Below are 15,834 nucleotides of genomic sequence, written 5' to 3'. Positions count from 1 at the left end.
AGAATGAACGATGACCGCTTGACCGGCGATGGCCGGCCAACCCGATCTCAGATCCATAGAGGCGATGTCATCGCCCGCACGCTTTGGCCTGCAACGAAAGCGATCCTCTCCCTCTTCCTCCTCTGTCCGCTGTTGGTTTCCTGCTCCGGCGACCTGTCGGTGCTTGATCCCGCGGGACGGGAAGCCGCGGGTGTCGCGACACTGTTCTTCGCGATGCTGATCGGCGGCGCGGTGATCTGGGTCGGCGTCGTGGTGCTTCTGTTTTATGCGGCGCGCAAGAAGAACGCCCATTCCGAACAAGGGGCGGGCAGGCTGATCCTCTGGGGCGGCGCCGTGATGCCCTGCATCGTTCTTGGCGCGCTGTTATCCTACGCCATGTGGCTGATGCCGAATGTCCGTCCGTTTTTCTCAGGCGGCGGTGAGGGGCTCCAACAGATCGATGTCACGGGCGAGCAGTACTGGTGGCGCGTCCGTTATCTCGATCCGGACGGCTCTGTCGCCTTCGAGACCGCCAACGAGATCCGCATGCCGGTCGGCGAGCGGGTGGCGTTTCAGCTGACCTCACCCGATGTCATCCATTCGTTCTGGATCCCGGTGCTCGGCGGCAAGATGGACATGATCCCCGGCCGCCGCAACGTGCTGACGCTGGAGGGTGACAAGCCCGGCTCCTATCGCGGAGTCTGCGCCGAATTCTGCGGCACCTCGCATGCGCTGATGGGCTTTACCGTGGAGGTGATGGAAAAGCCAGCCTATGACGCCTGGCTCGCATCCCGCCGCAGCGCGTCCGGTGGCGGCGATGCCGAGGGGTTGGCGCTGTTTCTGAAAAACGGCTGTTCCGCCTGCCATGCGATTTCAGGCACCGAGGCGCGCGGCGTCATTGGCCCGGATCTGACTGCATTCGGCGAACGCGGTTCGGTCGGGGCCGGCACGCTTGGCAACACCACCGCCGATATCGCCCGCTTCCTGCGCGATCCGGCCGGCATCAAGCCCGGCGTGCGGATGCCGCATTACAACATGTTGCCCGAAGCCGAAACCGATCGCATTGCACAGTATCTGAAGGGGCTTCGATGAGCGTTGAACTCGGAAATTTCTCGCCCGAGGAGCGCGCCGCCCAGGAAAAGAGGCTGCGCGACACCTGGGAAACGCCCAAGGGCTGGCGCTACTGGACGTCGGTCAACAATAGCGAGATCGGCCTCTGGTACGGCGTCACGGCATTCGTCTTCATGCTGTTTGCCGGCGTTCTCGGGCTGCTGATCCGGCTGCAGCTCGTCGTTCCCAACAATGATTTCATGTCGGCCGAGCTGTTCAACCAGGTCTTCACCCTGCACGGCACGGTCATGATGTTCCTGTTCGCGGTGCCGATCTTCGAGGCGATCGCGATCTTTCTTCTGCCCTCCATGCTCGGCGCGCGCGAACTGCCGTTCCCGCGGCTCTCGGCTTTCGGCTACTGGAGCTTTCTGCTCGGCGGCATCTTTGTCTGCGGCTCGATCTTCTTCAACGCGGCACCCAATGCCGGCTGGTTCATGTATCCGCCGCTTGCCACCGACAAGGAATATGCCGGCATCGGCGCCGACATCTGGCTGCTGGGCCTGTCCTTCATCGAGGTGGCATCGATTGCCGCAGCCGTCGAGATCATCGTCGGCATCATGAAATGCCGCGCCCCCGGCATGCGCATCAACATGATGCCGATGTTTGCCTGGTATCTGCTGATCGTCGCGGGCATGATCCTGTTTGCCTTCCCGCCGCTGATTGCCGGCGACATCCTGTTCGAGATGGAGCGGATGTTCAACTGGCCGTTCTTCGATCCATCGCGCGGCGGCGATCCCTTGCTCTGGCAGCATCTGTTCTGGATCTTCGGGCATCCGGAAGTCTACATCGTCTTCCTGCCGGCCATCGCCTTGATGGCAATGATCGTGCCGACGTTTTCGCAGCGCCCGATCGTCGGCTATTCCTGGATCGTGCTGGCGGCTGTCGGTACGGGTTTCCTGAGTTTCGGGCTGTGGGTCCACCACATGTTCGCGACCGGCCTGCCGCAGATTTCGCTCGCCTTCTTCTCGGCGGCATCGGAAGCGGTGGCAATCCCGACCGGGGTGCAGATCTTCGTGTTCATCGCCACCATGCTTGCGGGCCGGGTGATCTTTTCCGTGCCGATGCTGTTTGGGGCCGGCGGGCTGATCATCTTCGTGATCGGGGGGCTGACCGGCGTCATGGTGGCGCTCGTTCCGTTCGACTGGCAGGCGCATGACACCTATTTCATCGTGGCGCACCTGCATTACGTGCTGATCGGCGGCATGTTCTTCCCGATCGTTGCCGGCATCTACTATTACTTCCCCTTCGTGACCGGCAAAAAGCTGTCGGATACCTGGGGCAAGGTAGCCTTCTGGCTGATGTTTACGGGTTTCAACACCGCGTTCTTCCCGATGCATTTTTCCGGGCTGCGGGGCATGCCGCGGCGCGTCTTTACCTACCCGGAAGAATTCGGCTGGGATATTTTCAACCTTATCTCGACCATCGGCGCCTTCATCTTTGCGGCGGGTGTGGCCACCTTCGTGATCGACATCTTCCGCCCGAAACCCAAGCCCGCGGAACGCAATCTCAACCCGTGGAATTCCGGAACGCTGGAATGGACCAACGATCCGGACGAGAGCTGGGGCATGCGCTCCGTGCCGATCATCACCAGCCGTTACCCGCTGTGGGACCAGCCGAACCTGCAGGCCGATATCGAGGCTGGCCGGTTCTATCTGCCGGATGCGAAATCCGGTCGGCGCGAGACGCTGGTCACGTCGGTGCTCGATGCAAAGCCGATCCAGTGTCTGCGCGTCGGCGGCGTCTCCTATGTCACCATCATCGCGGCGCTGTCGCTGGGTGGCGTGTTTATCGCGCTCACCTTCCACTGGTGGATCCCCACCATCATCTGCGCCATCATCACCTTTATCGCCATCATCTACTGGCTGTGGACGGGTACGGCGCAGATCCCTGAAGCGGCCGAGACGGATGTCGGGCTGGGCCTCAGCCTGCCGGTCTACGTCTCCGGGCCCGCGTCCGTCGGATGGTGGGCGATGTTCATCACTATGGTTGGTGACGGTACCGCCTTTGCCAGCCTGATCTTCGGCTATTTCTTCTACTGGACGGTGCATGACGATTATACCGGCGTCAGTGCCGGGCCCGGCGTGTTCTGGCCGATGGTGGCACTACTGCTTTATCTAGCGGCCTGGGGCCTGACGATGCTGGCCCGGCAGCTGAACGAGAAGGGCCCAACGGGTTGCCGCTTTGCCCTCGTTGCAGCCGCAGCCGTTACCATCGCCGCCTCGCTTGCCGGTCTCGCCGGTCCATATCTTACCGGCATGGACCCGACTTCCAACGTCTATCCGGCCACCGTCTGGGTGATTGCTCTCTGGACCGTCGTCCACGGCGTGGTCGGCGTCGTCATGCAGCTCTACTGCCTTGCCCGCAGCCTCACCGGCAACATGACCGGCGAATACGATCAGGATATCCGCAACGTCACGCTCTACTGGCATTTCATGGCGTTTACCGCCGTCGTCACGTTCGGCGTGCTCGGTCTCTTTCCGCTGGTGGCATCATGAAGAGCGTTATCCCCCGCGAGGTCGAAACTCTCTGGACCCTGTTTACGGCGCCAGTGGTTTGGGCGCTGCATTTCATCATCTGCTATGCGACGGTCGCGGTTTTCTGCGCCAAGCGTCTGCCGGCGTCCTTTAGCTTCGACACGGTCCGGATCGTGCTTGTCGTCGTGACACTCGCCGCGCTCGCGATGATCGTGCTTTCGGCCTATCTCGCCTGGCGCCAGTGGGGGTTCGGTGCCAAGGACGCGCCGCATGACGAACCGACGCGCTCGTCGCGCACGCTGTTCCAAGGGTTTGCAACGCTGCTTCTGTCGGGCCTGAGCTTCGTGTCGGTCGTCTATGCGGCCATTCCGCTGATCTTCATTGCGGAGTGCCAGCCATGAAACGCCTTGCGCTGATCTCGGGAGCGCTGGTCCTCGGTCTGCTCTGGTTCGGCATCCTGCCGTTTTCCGATCGTGGCTCGTTCTCGGTGCACATGGTCGCGCATATGGGTGTGGTTGCCGTTGCATCGCCGCTGATTGCGTTTGGCATGTCCGGAACGCGCTTCGATTTCACGGCCGGTCATCTCTGGCTCACACCGATGCTCGCCTCGGTTCTGGAACTGTTTGCCGTCTGGGGCTGGCATATTCCGGCCATGCGGGAGCTATCGGAAGGGTCAGTCCCGTTCGCAGCTCTCGAGCAGCTGGTGTTTCTTGGCGCCGGGCTGACACTGTGGCTCTCCTGTCTGGGCGGTGCTGCATCCGGGCGCGAGGCGCGCCGTCTCGCCGGCACGTTCGGCCTGCTGTTTACCTCGATGCATATGACGCTGCTTGGCGCGCTTCTGTCGCTGTCGCCGCGGCCGCTTTATGGGGGCGGCGAGGTCAGCTGTTTCGGCGTTCCGCTGACGGCACTCGCCGATCAGCAGACAGGCGGTGTCGTGATGCTGCTGGTCGGTGCTATCGTCTATCTTGCAGGCGGCGTGGCGCTGCTCGCCGGAATGCTGAGGCATGATCCGGCTCCTGAGCTTGAGGGGAACGCATGATGACGATCCGCTGGAAGCATCTGATCATTCTTGCCATACTTGCGCCGATCCTCGGCCTCGGCGTCGCGTGGTCGGGCCTGATCAGCGTGCGCGCCTCGACGGGACACTGGGCAGCGACCGACTGGTTCCTGCATTGGGTGATGCGCAATTCGGTCAGCACTGCCTCAATGTCCGTCGATCCGCCACCGCTCGACAATCCGGCCCTGGTGCCTGCGGGCGCCGGCCATTTCGAAAGCGGCTGCGCCACCTGTCACGGGTCGCCGGCGCAGGGCCGGTCCGATGCCGTGCTGTCGATGCTGCCGCCGCCGCCGGATCTGAAAGTAGTCGTGCCGACCTGGACCGACGCGCAACTGTTCGAGATCGTCAAGCACGGCGTTCGCTTTACCGGCATGCCGGCCTGGCCGGTGCAGACGCGCGACGACGAAATCTGGGCGATGGTGGCGTTTCTGCGCAAACTGCCTGAGATGGATGGCATGGCCTATATCGCCGCGTCAGGGCTGCACGGCATGGGAACCGCGGGCGAAGTGTCGCCGCTGCCGATCACCTGCGAAAGCTGTCATGCGGAAGCAAAGCTCAACGATGGCAGCATAATCCCGCGTCTCGCAGGACAGTCGGAGACCTATCTGCTGGAAAGCCTCAAGGCCTATCACGACAACAGGCGGCCGAGCGGGATCATGGGTGTCGCAGTCGGCACGCTCCCGGAGGAAAGCCTGCCGGAGCTGGCGCGCTATTATGCCGGTCAGCAAAGTCCGAAACGCGATCTGCCGTCGAAGGACCAGGCGCTTGTGGAAAGAGGCCGCGAGCTTGCCGAGAAGGGACGGTCAGCGGACAAAATTCCCGTCTGTCTCAGCTGTCATGACAAGGGGGGTGCGAACCCTGCCTATCCGAAACTTTCGGGGCAGAATGCCGCCTATCTGAAGCAGCAGCTCGATCTGTTTCGAGGCGCCGTTCGTGGCGGCACGTCATCGAGCCATCTGATGGTGAATGCCGCAAAATATCTTCAGGACGACGATATCGATGCTCTCTCGGCGTTCTTCAGCCAGCGCTGACGCCAGAAAGAGATCGGCCGGGCGCAACGTGTGTTGCGTCCGGCCGGTTTTGTTTTAGGCGCGCAGGTCGAAACGATCTGCGTTCATCACCTTCACCCATGCGGCCACGAAATCCTTGACGAACTTCGTCTTGGCATCGGCCTGGGCATAGATTTCGGCAATCGCGCGCAGCTGCGAATGCGAGCCGAAGATCAGGTCGGCGCGGGTGGCAGTCCACTTCCGCGCGCTGGTGCTGCGGTCGCGACCTTCATAGACGCCACGCTCGCCGGCAACAGGTGCCCAGACGGTGCCCATGTCGAGGAGGTTGACGAAGAAGTCGTTCGTCAGCGTCTCCTTGGCAGTCGTGAACACGCCATGCTCAGGGGTGCCAACGTTCAGAACACGAAGGCCGCCGACCAGAACGGTCATTTCCGGTGCCGTCAGGGTCAGAAGCTGGGCACGGTCGACCAGTGCTTCTTCCGCCTGCATGAACTGCGTGCGCTTTTCGTTCACGTAGTTGCGGAAACCGTCGATGCGCGGCTCGAGTGCTGCAAACGACAGGGCGTCGGTCTGCGCCTCGGAGGCATCCATCCGGCCGGGCGAGAAGGGCACGACGACATCGTGACCAGCAGCCTTCGCCGCCTTTTCAACGCCGGCAGCGCCCGCCAGCACGATCAGGTCGGCAAGCGAGACCTTCTTTGCACCGGCATGGGCCGTGTTGAAGGCGGTCTGGATGTCTTCCAGCTGACGCAGAACCTTGGCAAGCTGTTCCGGCTGGTTGACGTCCCAGTCCTTCTGAGGGCTCAGACGGATGCGGGCACCGTTGGCACCGCCGCGCTTGTCAGAACCGCGGAAGCTGGAAGCCGAAGCCCAAGCGGTGGACACCAGTTCCTGAACCGAAAGACCTGTTGCCAGAACCTTTTCCTTGAGGTTGGCGATGTCAGCATCGTCGATCAGCGGATGATCGACCGGCGGAATGACGTCCTGCCAGATCAGGTCTTCGGCGGGCACTTCCGGGCCGAGGTAGCGAACCTTCGGTCCCATGTCGCGGTGGGTCAGCTTGAACCAGGCGCGGGCAAACGCGTCGGCAAATTCGGCCGGGTTTTCGAGGAAGCGGCGCGAGATCGGCTCGTAGATCGGGTCGAAACGCAGCGCCAGGTCAGACGTCAGCATGGTTGGCACATGCTTGCGGCCGGGAATGTGCGCGTCCGGTACAGAAGCGTCGGCGTTCTTTGCCTGCCACTGGTGGGCACCACCAGGGCTCTTCGTCAGTTCCCATTCAAAGCCGAACAGGTTTTCGAAGAAGTAGTTGCTCCACTGGGTCGGCGTCTGCGACCAGGTGACTTCGAGGCCGCTGCCGATCGTGTCGGCGCCCATGCCGGTGCCGTGCTTGCTCGCCCAGCCGAGGCCCTGCGATTCCAGTTCGCCGCCTTCCGGGTCGGTTCCGACCAGCGACGGATCGCCGGCGCCATGGGTCTTGCCGAACGTGTGGCCGCCGGCGACCAGCGCCACGGTTTCCTCGTCGTTCATCGCCATGCGGGCAAAGGTGCTTCTGATGTCGCGGGCCGAGGCCAGCGGGTCCGGATTGCCGTTCGGGCCTTCCGGGTTGACGTAGATGAGGCCCATCTGCACGGCGCCGAGGGGTTCGGCCAGCTCGCGCTCACCGCTATAGCGCTCGTCGCCCAGCCAGCTGCCTTCTGGACCCCAGTACAGCTCTTCCGGCTCCCACACGTCAGCACGGCCGCCGGCGAAACCGAAAGTCTTGAAGCCCATGGATTCCAGCGCAACGTTGCCGGTCAGGATCATCAGGTCGGCCCAAGAGATCTTGTTGCCGTATTTCTGCTTGATCGGCCACAGAAGGCGGCGAGCCTTATCGAGGTTGACGTTGTCAGGCCAGCTGTTGAGCGGTGCGAAACGCTGCTGGCCCATGCCGGCGCCGCCGCGGCCGTCGGTGATGCGATAGGTGCCGGCGCTGTGCCAGGCCATGCGGATGAACAGGCCACCGTAATGGCCGAAGTCGGCCGGCCACCAGTCCTTGCTATCGGTCATCAGCGCGTGAAGGTCCTGCTTCACGGCGTCGAGATCGAGCGTCTTGAATTCTTCCGCATAGTCGAACGACTTGCCCAGCGGGTTGGCCAGTGCCGTGTGGGTATGCAGGATCTGAACGTTCAGCTGGCTTGGCCACCAGTCGCGGTTCGAGCGACCGCGCGGCGTATGGCCCTGGGGGTTCTGGCCATGTGCAACGGGACACTTGCCCGCAGTGTCAGTTTTCGTGTCCATGACATTCTCCTTAGATTGTCTGTCGTGCATTGCATGAATAGGGGAGGATTGTGTGTCGCAACCCGGTGTCTCAAGTCCTACAGGAACATTTCGATAAATTTAAGTTGGATTTCCTGATGGTTGCGATAATTTCACCTTATGACCAATTTTACTCTCAAACAGCTCCGCTATTTCGAGGCTTTGGCGCGCGACGCGAGTTTCCGCAAGGCGGCTGAAGCCTGCGCCATCTCTCAGCCTGCGCTGTCGATGCAGATCAAGGAACTCGAGGATCAAGTCGGTCGCGCCCTGTTCGACCGGGGCACGCGCGACGTCCGGCTGACCGCGTTCGGAGAGCTTTTTGCGCTCCGGGCGCGCGACATCGTGCGGGCCGCCGACGAACTCGCGGATCTGTCGCGCGCGTCGCGGGACCGGTTTCTGTCGCGGCTTCGCATCGGCGTCATCCCGACCGTTGCACCCTATCTGCTTCCATCTGTTATCAACGAGCTCAACCGGGCATTCGACGGGATCCGGGTCGAGATCCGCGAAACGCAGACGACCAGACTGGTGCAGGAAGTGATGCAGGGCGGGCTCGATGTGGCGATCGTCGCGCTGCCGGTCTCCGAGCCGTCACTGACGGAGCTCAAACTGTTCGACGAGGAATTCGTGCTGGTGCGCAGCCGTGAGGATGGCGACAAACCGGTGCCGGAGCCGGATGCGCTCAAGGAAATGCGGCTTCTCCTTCTTGAGGAGGGACATTGTTTCCGCGATCAGGCGCTGTCCTTCTGCGGCATCGGGTCGAACCGCCCGCGCGAGATCCTGTCGCGGGAAATCATGGAGGGAAGCTCGCTGTCGACGCTGGTGCAGATGGTCGGTGCCGGCATCGGCGTCACGCTCATTCCGGAAATGGCGGTGCCGGTCGAGACCCGCTCCGCGCGGGTCTCTATTTCGCGGTTCGATTCACCGCCACCGGCCCGCAGCATCGGCATGATCTGGCGCAATTCGACGCCGCTTGCCAAGCAGTTGCTGCAGGTGGCCGACGTGGTGCTTGGTGCGGCCGCCATCATGCGGCAGCAGCAGACGGCCTATACGAGGCCGTCGTCCGATGCGCTTGAGATCGACGACGTAGGCGCTGCATCGTCGTTGATTTCGTAGGCATGGATATAGTCGATGACCATCTTGGCTCCGCCGGACAGATCGCCCGGCTTGCCGGCCGCGCCGCCGACGGCCAGATTGACCAGAAGGTACATCGGGTCATGCATGTCTGACGGTGTCTCGGCGCTGGCGATTGCCACGTCGTCGAAATACCAGACGATTTCCTCTTCGGTCCACAGCATGCCGTAGGTGTGGAAGCCTTCGGTGCTGGGAACGCTGATTGCAGAGGTCTGGGTGGTCTGCTTGCCGGTCTCGTTGGAATGCACCGAAACATGCACCGTGTTCGGGTCCTGGCCGCGCATTTCCACCACGTCGATTTCCGGCGGCCATGAGCCATCCTCAGGCAGCAGCCAGAAGGCTGGCCATGTCGCCTGGTCGGTCGGCATGTCGGCGCGCATTTCGAAATAGCCGTAGGTCTGCGAGAATGTCGAATGGGTGTTCAACATTCCAGACACGTAGTCGTAGCCGTTGACCGCGTCCGAGATCGCATCCGGCGTATTCTTGGCGGTGATCGTCAGCGCTCCGTTTGAGACCGAGAACGGGCTGTAGCCGGCGGTCGGCGAATAAAGCGGGTTCACGTACCACTGGCTTTCGCCATTCGTCGGCAGGGAACTGCCCTGGTCCGGCGCCCAGTGGAAGTTTGCGTCCCACGTGCCGCTCGTGCCGTTATTCAGGGAAAGCGCGTTGAACTCGTCGCCGAATGTCTTCGTCAGGACCGAGCGGTCGAGGCTGAGCGCAAACTGGTCGGCAGACAGGTCATCGGCTGTCGTTCCGGCGAATACGAGGCTGTCGCCGTCCCCGAAGTCAAGCCGCAGATTGGCGCCTTCCTGGGTCAGGCTGTTGCCCACCTGTTCGAAGGAGGTGAAGCTGTAGCCATCGAGGCGGATCTTGTCGTCGGCGCTGAAATCGGTGATCAGGTCGCTGCCATTGCCCTTGGCGACGATGAATGTGTCGGCCCCGCCGCCACCGGTCAGCACGTCGTTCCCCGCACCGCCATCGAAGGTCTGGCGCGAGGACGAGCCCGAGATGATGTTGTCGAGATCGTTGCCGAAGGCGAAGCGGTTGTCACCGGTGACGCGCAGGTTTTCGATATTGTCCGGCAGCGTGTAGCTCATCCAGGTATCGACCGTGTCGATGCCCTGGCCTGCCGCTTCAGCGGCCCGGTTGATGCTGGAATAGAGGTAATAGACGTCGTCGCCGGCGCCGCCGCTCATGGTCACGTTGACGGCGCTGTCGCCGTACATGGAGTCATTGGCCGCTGTGCCTGAGAGTGCGGTGCCGGCACCCGTCGCCGAAATCCAGGCTTTGGATGTGCCGCTGTAATACAAGGTTTCGCCAAGGGCGTTCAAAACGGTTTTGGTCATCAAAGTGTCTCCTGTTTGAAAAACGTTGACCTTTGGTCTTCTCCTCCGTTTCGTTAGAGCTCCCTGTTTCAGGCTACCGCGTCGATGCTGCACCGCACAGCGCGAACCGCTGGCGGGCTGAACAAGCTGCTCCCATTTCTGGACACGACTGTTCGTGCCGTCCTTTTTTGCGACAGAAGTGTGCGGGTATGGGGCAGGCATGCCAGATCTGGCTGTGGACAGTCGCGGTTACGGGCGGTCCAGTTCAGGTCCCAGCTGCGCGGTCAGCCATGTCTTGAATGTCAGCATGGACGGGCTGGAATGGATATGGGGCGTGCTGAACCAGTAGCCGAAATCGCTCCGGTAACCGAGGCCGGCCGGATTGATGAGCCTGCCGGTAGCAATCTCGTCGAGGATCAGGCCGCGTGGGATCAGTGCCAAGCCCTGGCCGGCAAGTGCGGCGCGGATCACCATCGTGTAATAGCCGAAGCGGGTAATGTGGCGAACAGTGGCCCCGTCGCGGTTGTGATGAGCTACAAAATGTTGCCAGTGAAACGGCGTCTGGGGATGTTCGAGCATCACGTGTTCGGCAAGGTCGTCGATGTCACAAGGCGTTCCGGCCTTGGCGAAATAGTTCGGTGCGCTCACCAGAAGCACGTCTTGACCGAAGAGATAGGTGCTGTTGTCTCGGTGTTGTGGCGTCGCCGCAAACTCGAAAATGCCGTCCGGGACTTCAGACTGCGATGGCGAGATGAAGGTCGTGAACTGCACCTCGATGTCAGGATGCTGTTCCGCAAACAGATGAAACTTCGGCAACAGCCAGCGATCGCCGAAAATCGGCAGGACCTGCAGGCGCAGCACGCCGGGGCCGGGTTTCAGCCGGGCCACCAGAAGCGCGGCGTCTTCCATTGCTTTCAGGGCCGTGCGCGCGTGGTCGATATAGATGCGGCCGGCCTCGGTTGCCACCATGCCGCGCGGCGTGCGCAGGAAGGCGGGGCTGCCGATCAGTTCCTCAAGTGCCAGCAGCTGCTTGCTCACAGCACTCTGGGACAGCGCCGTCGTTTCCGCGGCAGCACTCGTCGATCCGCGTTCGGCCACCGCCAGCAGAACCTGAAGCGATGCGGTGGACGGCAGGCGCCTGCGACGTTGCTCCATCAGGGTCTCGCTGTTTTGTCGGGATGCGTTCGATCCATTATCGCCAGCGCGCCGTTGTGCGCTAGTCGTTTTTGTCATAGGGCCAAGGAAATAAGTTCGCTTGCCCATTCGTGGTGCACATGGGATCCCTGCCCATTATCTGAACAGAGGGGTTTGCTCATGTCGGCATCCGCACAGCTCTGGGGTGGACGTTTCAAGTCCGGTCCTTCCGAAGCTCTGGCCAATCTTTCACGGGCACCTGCCTCCTATTTCCGTCTCTATCGCGAAGACATCGCCGGCTCCCGGGCGCATGCGTCCGAACTGAAGCGCGCCGGCGTGCTCGATGCGGCCGAGTTTTCGGCCATCCGCTCGACGCTCGACACGATCGAGGTCGATGTCGCGGCAGGCCGCGAAACGCCTGTAGCCGGCGATGAGGATGTGCATACGTTTCTCGAGCGGCTGCTGATGGCCCGTCTCGGCGCTCTCGGCGGCAAGCTGCGCGCCGGTCGGTCGCGCAACGACCAGACCGCCAACAACACCCGTCTCTATCTCCGCCGCATGGCGCGTGAGCTCTCCGCCGGCCTGATCGACGTCGAGGACGCGATCCGCGAGCAGGCGGCACGCCATGTCGAAACCGTCATGCCCGGTTTCACGCATCTGCAGCCGGCGCAGCCCGTCGTGCTTGGTCATCACCTGATGGCGCATGCGCAGTCGCTGTTGCGCGATCTGGAGCGCTTTGGCGATTTCGACCGCCGCTTCGACCGGTCGCCGCTCGGCGCGGCAGCGCTTGCCGGTTCCGGCATCGTCAACCGGCCGGACCTGTCGGCACTTGAGCTCGGGTATTCGGCAGCTGCGGAAAACTCGATCGACTCGGTCGCATCGCGCGATATCGTCGCCGAATTCCTGTTCATCGCCTCGCTGATCGGCGTCAACCTGTCGCGTCTGGCTGAAGAGATCTGCATTTGGAGCTCCAAGCAGTTCTCCTGGGTGCGCCTGCACGACAGCTATTCCACCGGCTCCTCGATCATGCCGCAGAAGAAGAACCCTGATATCGCCGAGCTGACGCGCGGCATGTCCGGCACGCTGATTGGCAATGTCACCGGCTTTCTTGCCACGATGAAGGCGATGCCGCTCGCCTATAACCGCGATCTCGCCGAGGACAAGAAGGTCCTGTTCGAGACGATCGATACGCTGCAGCTCATCCTGCCTGCCTTTGCCGGCATGGTCGCGACACTGGAGTTCGACGTCGAGAAGCTGAGGGCAGAGGCGCCGCGCGGCTTTACCCTCGCAACGGAAGTGGCCGACTGGCTGGTCAGCCAGAACGTCACCTTTGCCGAAGCCCACGAAATTACCGGCGCTGTGGTGCGCTACTGCGAAGAGCGCGGCCATGATCTTGAAGGGCTCACCGTCGAAGATCTGCCCAAGATCGATCCGCGTCTCGGCCCCGGCCTGCTTGAGGCGATCACGCTCGAACATGCGCTTGCCAGCCGCACCGGATACGGCTGCACGGCACCCGATGCGGTGCGCGACCAGATCGGCCGGTTCGAGGCAGCGATCGACGCCCGCCGTCAGTTCGCGCTGGAAGATATCGGCGCAAAGACGGCAGTTGCCGCAAACGCTGCGGAGGCTGGCACGCGATGAGTGCATCCACGACCGTTGCTGCAGACGACAGCACCAAATACGAGGTTGCCCATCTGAAGCTGGTGCCGAAGCGGCATATCGGCCGCAACGTGGCCGCCGGCATCGTCATTCTGCTGATGGCAGCGCTTATCCGCGCCTTCAGCGTCGGTCAGATCGAATGGTCCTATGTGCGCGACTTCCTGTTTGCGCCCGTCATTCTGCAGGGCCTCGTCAACACGCTGGTCATGACAGTTGCTGCCATGGCGATCGGCATCGTGCTCGGCGTCGTGATCGCCATCATGCGGATCTCGGGCAACCCGGTTCTGTCGTGGATCGCGATCGGTTATCTGTGGATCTTCCGCGGCGCGCCGGCACTGCTGCAACTGATGCTGTGGTTCAATCTGGCGCTGATCTTCCCAACGCTCGGCATTCCCGGCCTGTTCGAATTCCGCACTGTCGATATCATGACGCCGTTTGTGGCGGCCATGCTCGGTCTCGGTATCCAGCAGGGCGCCTACACGTCGGAAGTTGTGCGAAGCGGTCTTCTGTCGGTCGATAGCGGCCAGTACGAAGCGGCCCGCACGATCGGCATGACGCAGATGAAGATGCTGCGCCGCATCGTTCTGCCGCAGGCCATGCGTGTCATGGTGCCGCCTGTCGGCAACGAGGTGATCGGCATGGTCAAGCTCACCTCGCTTGCCAGCGTCATCCAGTTTTCCGAAATCCTGCACAATGCGCAGGTCATCTACTACGCCAACACCCGCGTTCTCGAACTGCTGCTGGTGGCAAGCTTCTGGTATCTCGTCGTGGTGTCCGTTCTGTCCGTCATCCAGCAGCGCATCGAGCGCTATTATGGCCGCGGATCGAAATCTATCAGAGCATCGATGTGAGGTTGGACATGACGAAAGATATTCTGGTCAAGGCAATCGACGTCACCAAGAGCTTCGATGCGTTCAAGGCGCTCGACAAGGTGAGCCTCGAAGTCCGGCGCGGCGAAGTCGCGTGCATCGTCGGCCCGTCCGGCTCCGGCAAGAGCACGTTCCTGCGCTGCATCAACCTCCTCGAGCGGATGGACGAAGGTGCGATCTGGGTCAATGACGAGCTGATGGGCTATCGCCGCGAAGGCGACAACCTGCATGAACTGGCCGACAAGGAAATCTCCCGCCAGCGTCGCCGCATCGGCATGGTGTTCCAGCGCTTCAACCTGTTCCCGCATCTGACGGCTGTCGAAAACGTCATGGAAGGGCCGATCCAGGTTCTCGGCCAGCCGGCCGCCAAGGCGCGCGAGGATGCGCTTGCGCTTCTGGCCCGCGTCGGCCTGTCTGAAAAGGCGAACCATTACCCTTCAGAACTCTCCGGCGGCCAGCAGCAGCGCGTCGCGATCGCCCGTGCCATGGGCATGCAGCCAGACCTCATCCTGTTCGACGAGCCGACGTCTGCGCTCGATCCGGAATTGGTATCTGAAGTGCTCGACGTGATGAAGGATCTGGCCGCGTCCGGCATGACCATGATCGTCGTCACCCACGAAATGGGATTTGCACGCAACGTTGCCAACACCGTCACGTTCATGGAAGCGGGCAAGGTCGTCGAAACCGGCCCTGCTTCGGAAGTGTTGTCGGCGCCGAAAAGCGCGCGCACCGCGGAATTCATCCGGGCAGTCCATAACTGACCGCCTTCACGTTCAACCAGTCGACCAAAAACAAGAGAACAGGGGATATCATGACCAAGACATTCGCAATCGTCGCCCTCGCAGCCGTTGCTGCCGCCAGCTCGGTTTCCGCTCAGGCCCTGCCGGAGCGTATCAAGACCGCCGGCAAGATCGTCGTTGCCAACACGCCGAACTATCCGCCGATGGAATACAAGGACCCGGCCACCAACACGCTGATGGGCCTCGATATCGATCTCAGCCTGGCGCTTGCCAAGCAGCTCGGCGTGACTGTCGAATGGTCGGATATCGGCTTTGAACAGATGGTGCCGTCGGTTGCCACGGGCCGCGTCGACATCATCCATTCGGGCATGAGCGATCTGCCGAAGCGCCGCGATGCTCTCGATTTCGTCGACTACATGAAGTCCGGCGCCCAGTTCTACACGACGGCGGCCCGCAAGGACGAACTGAAGTCCGAAACCGATCTCTGCGGCAAGAATGTCGGCATGAGCCGCCGCACGTCCTTCCCGGACGAAACGGCGAAGTGGAGCGCTGCCAACTGCGAAGCCAAGGGCCTGCCGGCCGTCAAGGTCGTCGGCACCGAAGGTTCGGCCGATGCCCGCACCCAGCTGAAGCAGGGCCGCGTCGATGCCGCCGTCCAGGGTTCGGAAACCGTTCCCTACCTGATGACGCTTGAGAAGGGTGCGTATGTGTCGATCGGCGCGCCGTTCACTGCCATCTACCAGGGCATCGGTTTCTCCAAGAAGGATACCGAGCTGCGTGACGCCTATATCGGCGCGATGAAGGCCCTGATGGCCAGCGGCGAATACAAGACGATCCTTGCCAAGTGGAACCTGGAATCGGCTGCCCTCGACGGCATCTACGTCAACAGCGAAGCCCAGAAGTAATCTTTCACGTGTCGCAGAACGGGTGCCTCCGGCCTGATCTCCTTCAGGCCGGACGGTCGGCGGACCAGTCCGTTTTGCATCGGAAGCCGGGCTATCTGTTCAGCGGTGGCCCGGCTTTGCATTCTTTCCGACCGGAGGTTTTG

At 62.1% G+C, this 15,834-nt stretch carries 13 protein-coding genes; 10 read left to right on the top strand and 3 right to left on the bottom strand.

The features are described from left to right. The first annotated feature begins 3 nt into the window (after nucleotides 1-3). From coxB to ASG19_RS20280, 5 genes are read left to right on the top strand one after another with little or no spacing between them, the layout of a single operon-like run. Nucleotides 4-1,071, top strand: a complete 1,068-nt coding sequence (gene coxB / locus ASG19_RS20300) for a cytochrome c oxidase subunit II (protein WP_082476451.1) — start codon at nucleotides 4-6, stop codon at nucleotides 1,069-1,071. Continuing rightward, the gene (gene ctaD / locus ASG19_RS20295) at nucleotides 1,068-3,584 is read left to right on the top strand and encodes a cytochrome c oxidase subunit I (protein ID WP_062461671.1); all 2,517 of its coding nucleotides are present in this window, start codon (nucleotides 1,068-1,070) and stop codon (nucleotides 3,582-3,584) included. The genes coxB and ctaD overlap by 4 nt, the downstream gene beginning before the upstream one ends. After that, nucleotides 3,581-3,964 carry a hypothetical protein gene (locus tag ASG19_RS20290; RefSeq protein ID WP_062461668.1) on the top strand — a complete coding sequence of 128 codons (384 nt, stop codon included), beginning with the start codon at nucleotides 3,581-3,583 and terminating at the stop codon, nucleotides 3,962-3,964. The genes ctaD and ASG19_RS20290 overlap by 4 nt, the downstream gene beginning before the upstream one ends. After that, nucleotides 3,961-4,602: a cytochrome c oxidase assembly protein gene (locus tag ASG19_RS20285; protein WP_062461665.1), complete on the top strand. Its 642-nt coding sequence runs from the start codon at nucleotides 3,961-3,963 to the stop codon at nucleotides 4,600-4,602. The genes ASG19_RS20290 and ASG19_RS20285 overlap by 4 nt, the downstream gene beginning before the upstream one ends. Next, entirely contained in the window at nucleotides 4,599-5,651 is a 1,053-nt protein-coding gene (locus ASG19_RS20280) for a c-type cytochrome (protein ID WP_244476239.1), read from the top strand. Before ASG19_RS20285 ends, ASG19_RS20280 begins: the two co-directional genes overlap by 4 nt. A gap of 54 nt (nucleotides 5,652-5,705) precedes the next feature. Here ASG19_RS20280 and katG read toward each other — a convergent pair whose 3' ends face one another. Then, complete coding sequence (katG, locus tag ASG19_RS20275; protein ID WP_062461662.1) at nucleotides 5,706-7,910, bottom strand: catalase/peroxidase HPI; 2,205 nt, start codon at nucleotides 7,908-7,910, stop codon at nucleotides 5,706-5,708. A gap of 138 nt (nucleotides 7,911-8,048) precedes the next feature. Here katG and ASG19_RS20270 point away from each other — a divergent pair, with 138 nt between their 5' ends. Continuing rightward, nucleotides 8,049-9,041 (top strand): hydrogen peroxide-inducible genes activator, encoded by a 993-nt coding sequence (locus ASG19_RS20270; RefSeq protein WP_082476450.1) that lies wholly within the window; start codon nucleotides 8,049-8,051, stop codon nucleotides 9,039-9,041. Here the strand turns inward: ASG19_RS20270 and ASG19_RS20265 are convergent. Together ASG19_RS20265 and ASG19_RS20260 are read right to left on the bottom strand one after the other, a co-directional pair. Further along, on the bottom strand, nucleotides 8,972-10,405 hold the full coding sequence (locus ASG19_RS20265) for a family 16 glycosylhydrolase (protein ID WP_062461658.1): 1,434 nt from the start codon (nucleotides 10,403-10,405) through the stop codon (nucleotides 8,972-8,974). The two genes, ASG19_RS20270 and ASG19_RS20265, sit on opposite strands and share 70 nt — an antisense overlap. A 228-nt stretch (nucleotides 10,406-10,633) precedes the next feature. After that, complete coding sequence (locus ASG19_RS20260; protein WP_062461655.1) at nucleotides 10,634-11,539, bottom strand: LysR substrate-binding domain-containing protein; 906 nt, start codon at nucleotides 11,537-11,539, stop codon at nucleotides 10,634-10,636. Nucleotides 11,540-11,698: 159 nt separating this feature from the next. Between ASG19_RS20260 and argH the strand changes: the two genes are divergently transcribed. The 4 genes from argH to ASG19_RS20240 are packed head-to-tail and all read left to right on the top strand — an operon-like array spanning nucleotide 11,699 to nucleotide 15,691. After that, complete coding sequence (argH, locus tag ASG19_RS20255) at nucleotides 11,699-13,159, top strand: argininosuccinate lyase (RefSeq protein WP_062461652.1); 1,461 nt, start codon at nucleotides 11,699-11,701, stop codon at nucleotides 13,157-13,159. Next, the gene (locus ASG19_RS20250) at nucleotides 13,156-14,028 is read left to right on the top strand and encodes an amino acid ABC transporter permease (RefSeq protein WP_062461649.1); all 873 of its coding nucleotides are present in this window, start codon (nucleotides 13,156-13,158) and stop codon (nucleotides 14,026-14,028) included. The genes argH and ASG19_RS20250 overlap by 4 nt, the downstream gene beginning before the upstream one ends. Nucleotides 14,029-14,036: 8 nt before the next feature. Further along, nucleotides 14,037-14,807: an amino acid ABC transporter ATP-binding protein gene (locus tag ASG19_RS20245; RefSeq protein WP_062461646.1), complete on the top strand. Its 771-nt coding sequence runs from the start codon at nucleotides 14,037-14,039 to the stop codon at nucleotides 14,805-14,807. 50 nt (nucleotides 14,808-14,857) lie between these two features. Then, nucleotides 14,858-15,691 (top strand): ABC transporter substrate-binding protein, encoded by an 834-nt coding sequence (locus ASG19_RS20240; RefSeq protein ID WP_062461643.1) that lies wholly within the window; start codon nucleotides 14,858-14,860, stop codon nucleotides 15,689-15,691. Nucleotides 15,692-15,834 lie beyond the last annotated feature (143 nt).

It is taken from the genome of Rhizobium sp. Leaf306, from assembly GCF_001423425.1.
In the GTDB taxonomy this organism is placed as follows: Bacteria; Pseudomonadota; Alphaproteobacteria; order Rhizobiales; family Rhizobiaceae; genus Neorhizobium; species Neorhizobium soli.
The sequence above is the reverse complement of the archived record's forward strand: the minus strand, read 5'-3'. Positions and strand labels throughout refer to the sequence as shown.

Excerpts from the sequence above, each read along its gene's own strand:
- coxB (WP_082476451.1), top strand. The coding sequence starts at position 4 with ATGAACGATGACCGCTTGACCGGCGATGGCCGGCCAACCCGATCTCAG.
- ctaD (WP_062461671.1), top strand. The coding sequence starts at position 1,068 with ATGAGCGTTGAACTCGGAAATTTCTCGCCCGAGGAGCGCGCCGCCCAG.
- ASG19_RS20290 (WP_062461668.1), top strand. The coding sequence starts at position 3,581 with ATGAAGAGCGTTATCCCCCGCGAGGTCGAAACTCTCTGGACCCTGTTT.
- ASG19_RS20285 (WP_062461665.1), top strand. The coding sequence starts at position 3,961 with ATGAAACGCCTTGCGCTGATCTCGGGAGCGCTGGTCCTCGGTCTGCTC.
- ASG19_RS20280 (WP_244476239.1), top strand. The coding sequence starts at position 4,599 with ATGATGACGATCCGCTGGAAGCATCTGATCATTCTTGCCATACTTGCG.
- katG (WP_062461662.1), bottom strand. The coding sequence starts at position 7,910 with ATGGACACGAAAACTGACACTGCGGGCAAGTGTCCCGTTGCACATGGC.
- ASG19_RS20270 (WP_082476450.1), top strand. The coding sequence starts at position 8,049 with ATGACCAATTTTACTCTCAAACAGCTCCGCTATTTCGAGGCTTTGGCG.
- ASG19_RS20265 (WP_062461658.1), bottom strand. The coding sequence starts at position 10,405 with ATGACCAAAACCGTTTTGAACGCCCTTGGCGAAACCTTGTATTACAGC.
- ASG19_RS20260 (WP_062461655.1), bottom strand. The coding sequence starts at position 11,539 with ATGGAGCAACGTCGCAGGCGCCTGCCGTCCACCGCATCGCTTCAGGTT.
- argH (WP_062461652.1), top strand. The coding sequence starts at position 11,699 with ATGTCGGCATCCGCACAGCTCTGGGGTGGACGTTTCAAGTCCGGTCCT.
- ASG19_RS20250 (WP_062461649.1), top strand. The coding sequence starts at position 13,156 with ATGAGTGCATCCACGACCGTTGCTGCAGACGACAGCACCAAATACGAG.
- ASG19_RS20245 (WP_062461646.1), top strand. The coding sequence starts at position 14,037 with ATGACGAAAGATATTCTGGTCAAGGCAATCGACGTCACCAAGAGCTTC.
- ASG19_RS20240 (WP_062461643.1), top strand. The coding sequence starts at position 14,858 with ATGACCAAGACATTCGCAATCGTCGCCCTCGCAGCCGTTGCTGCCGCC.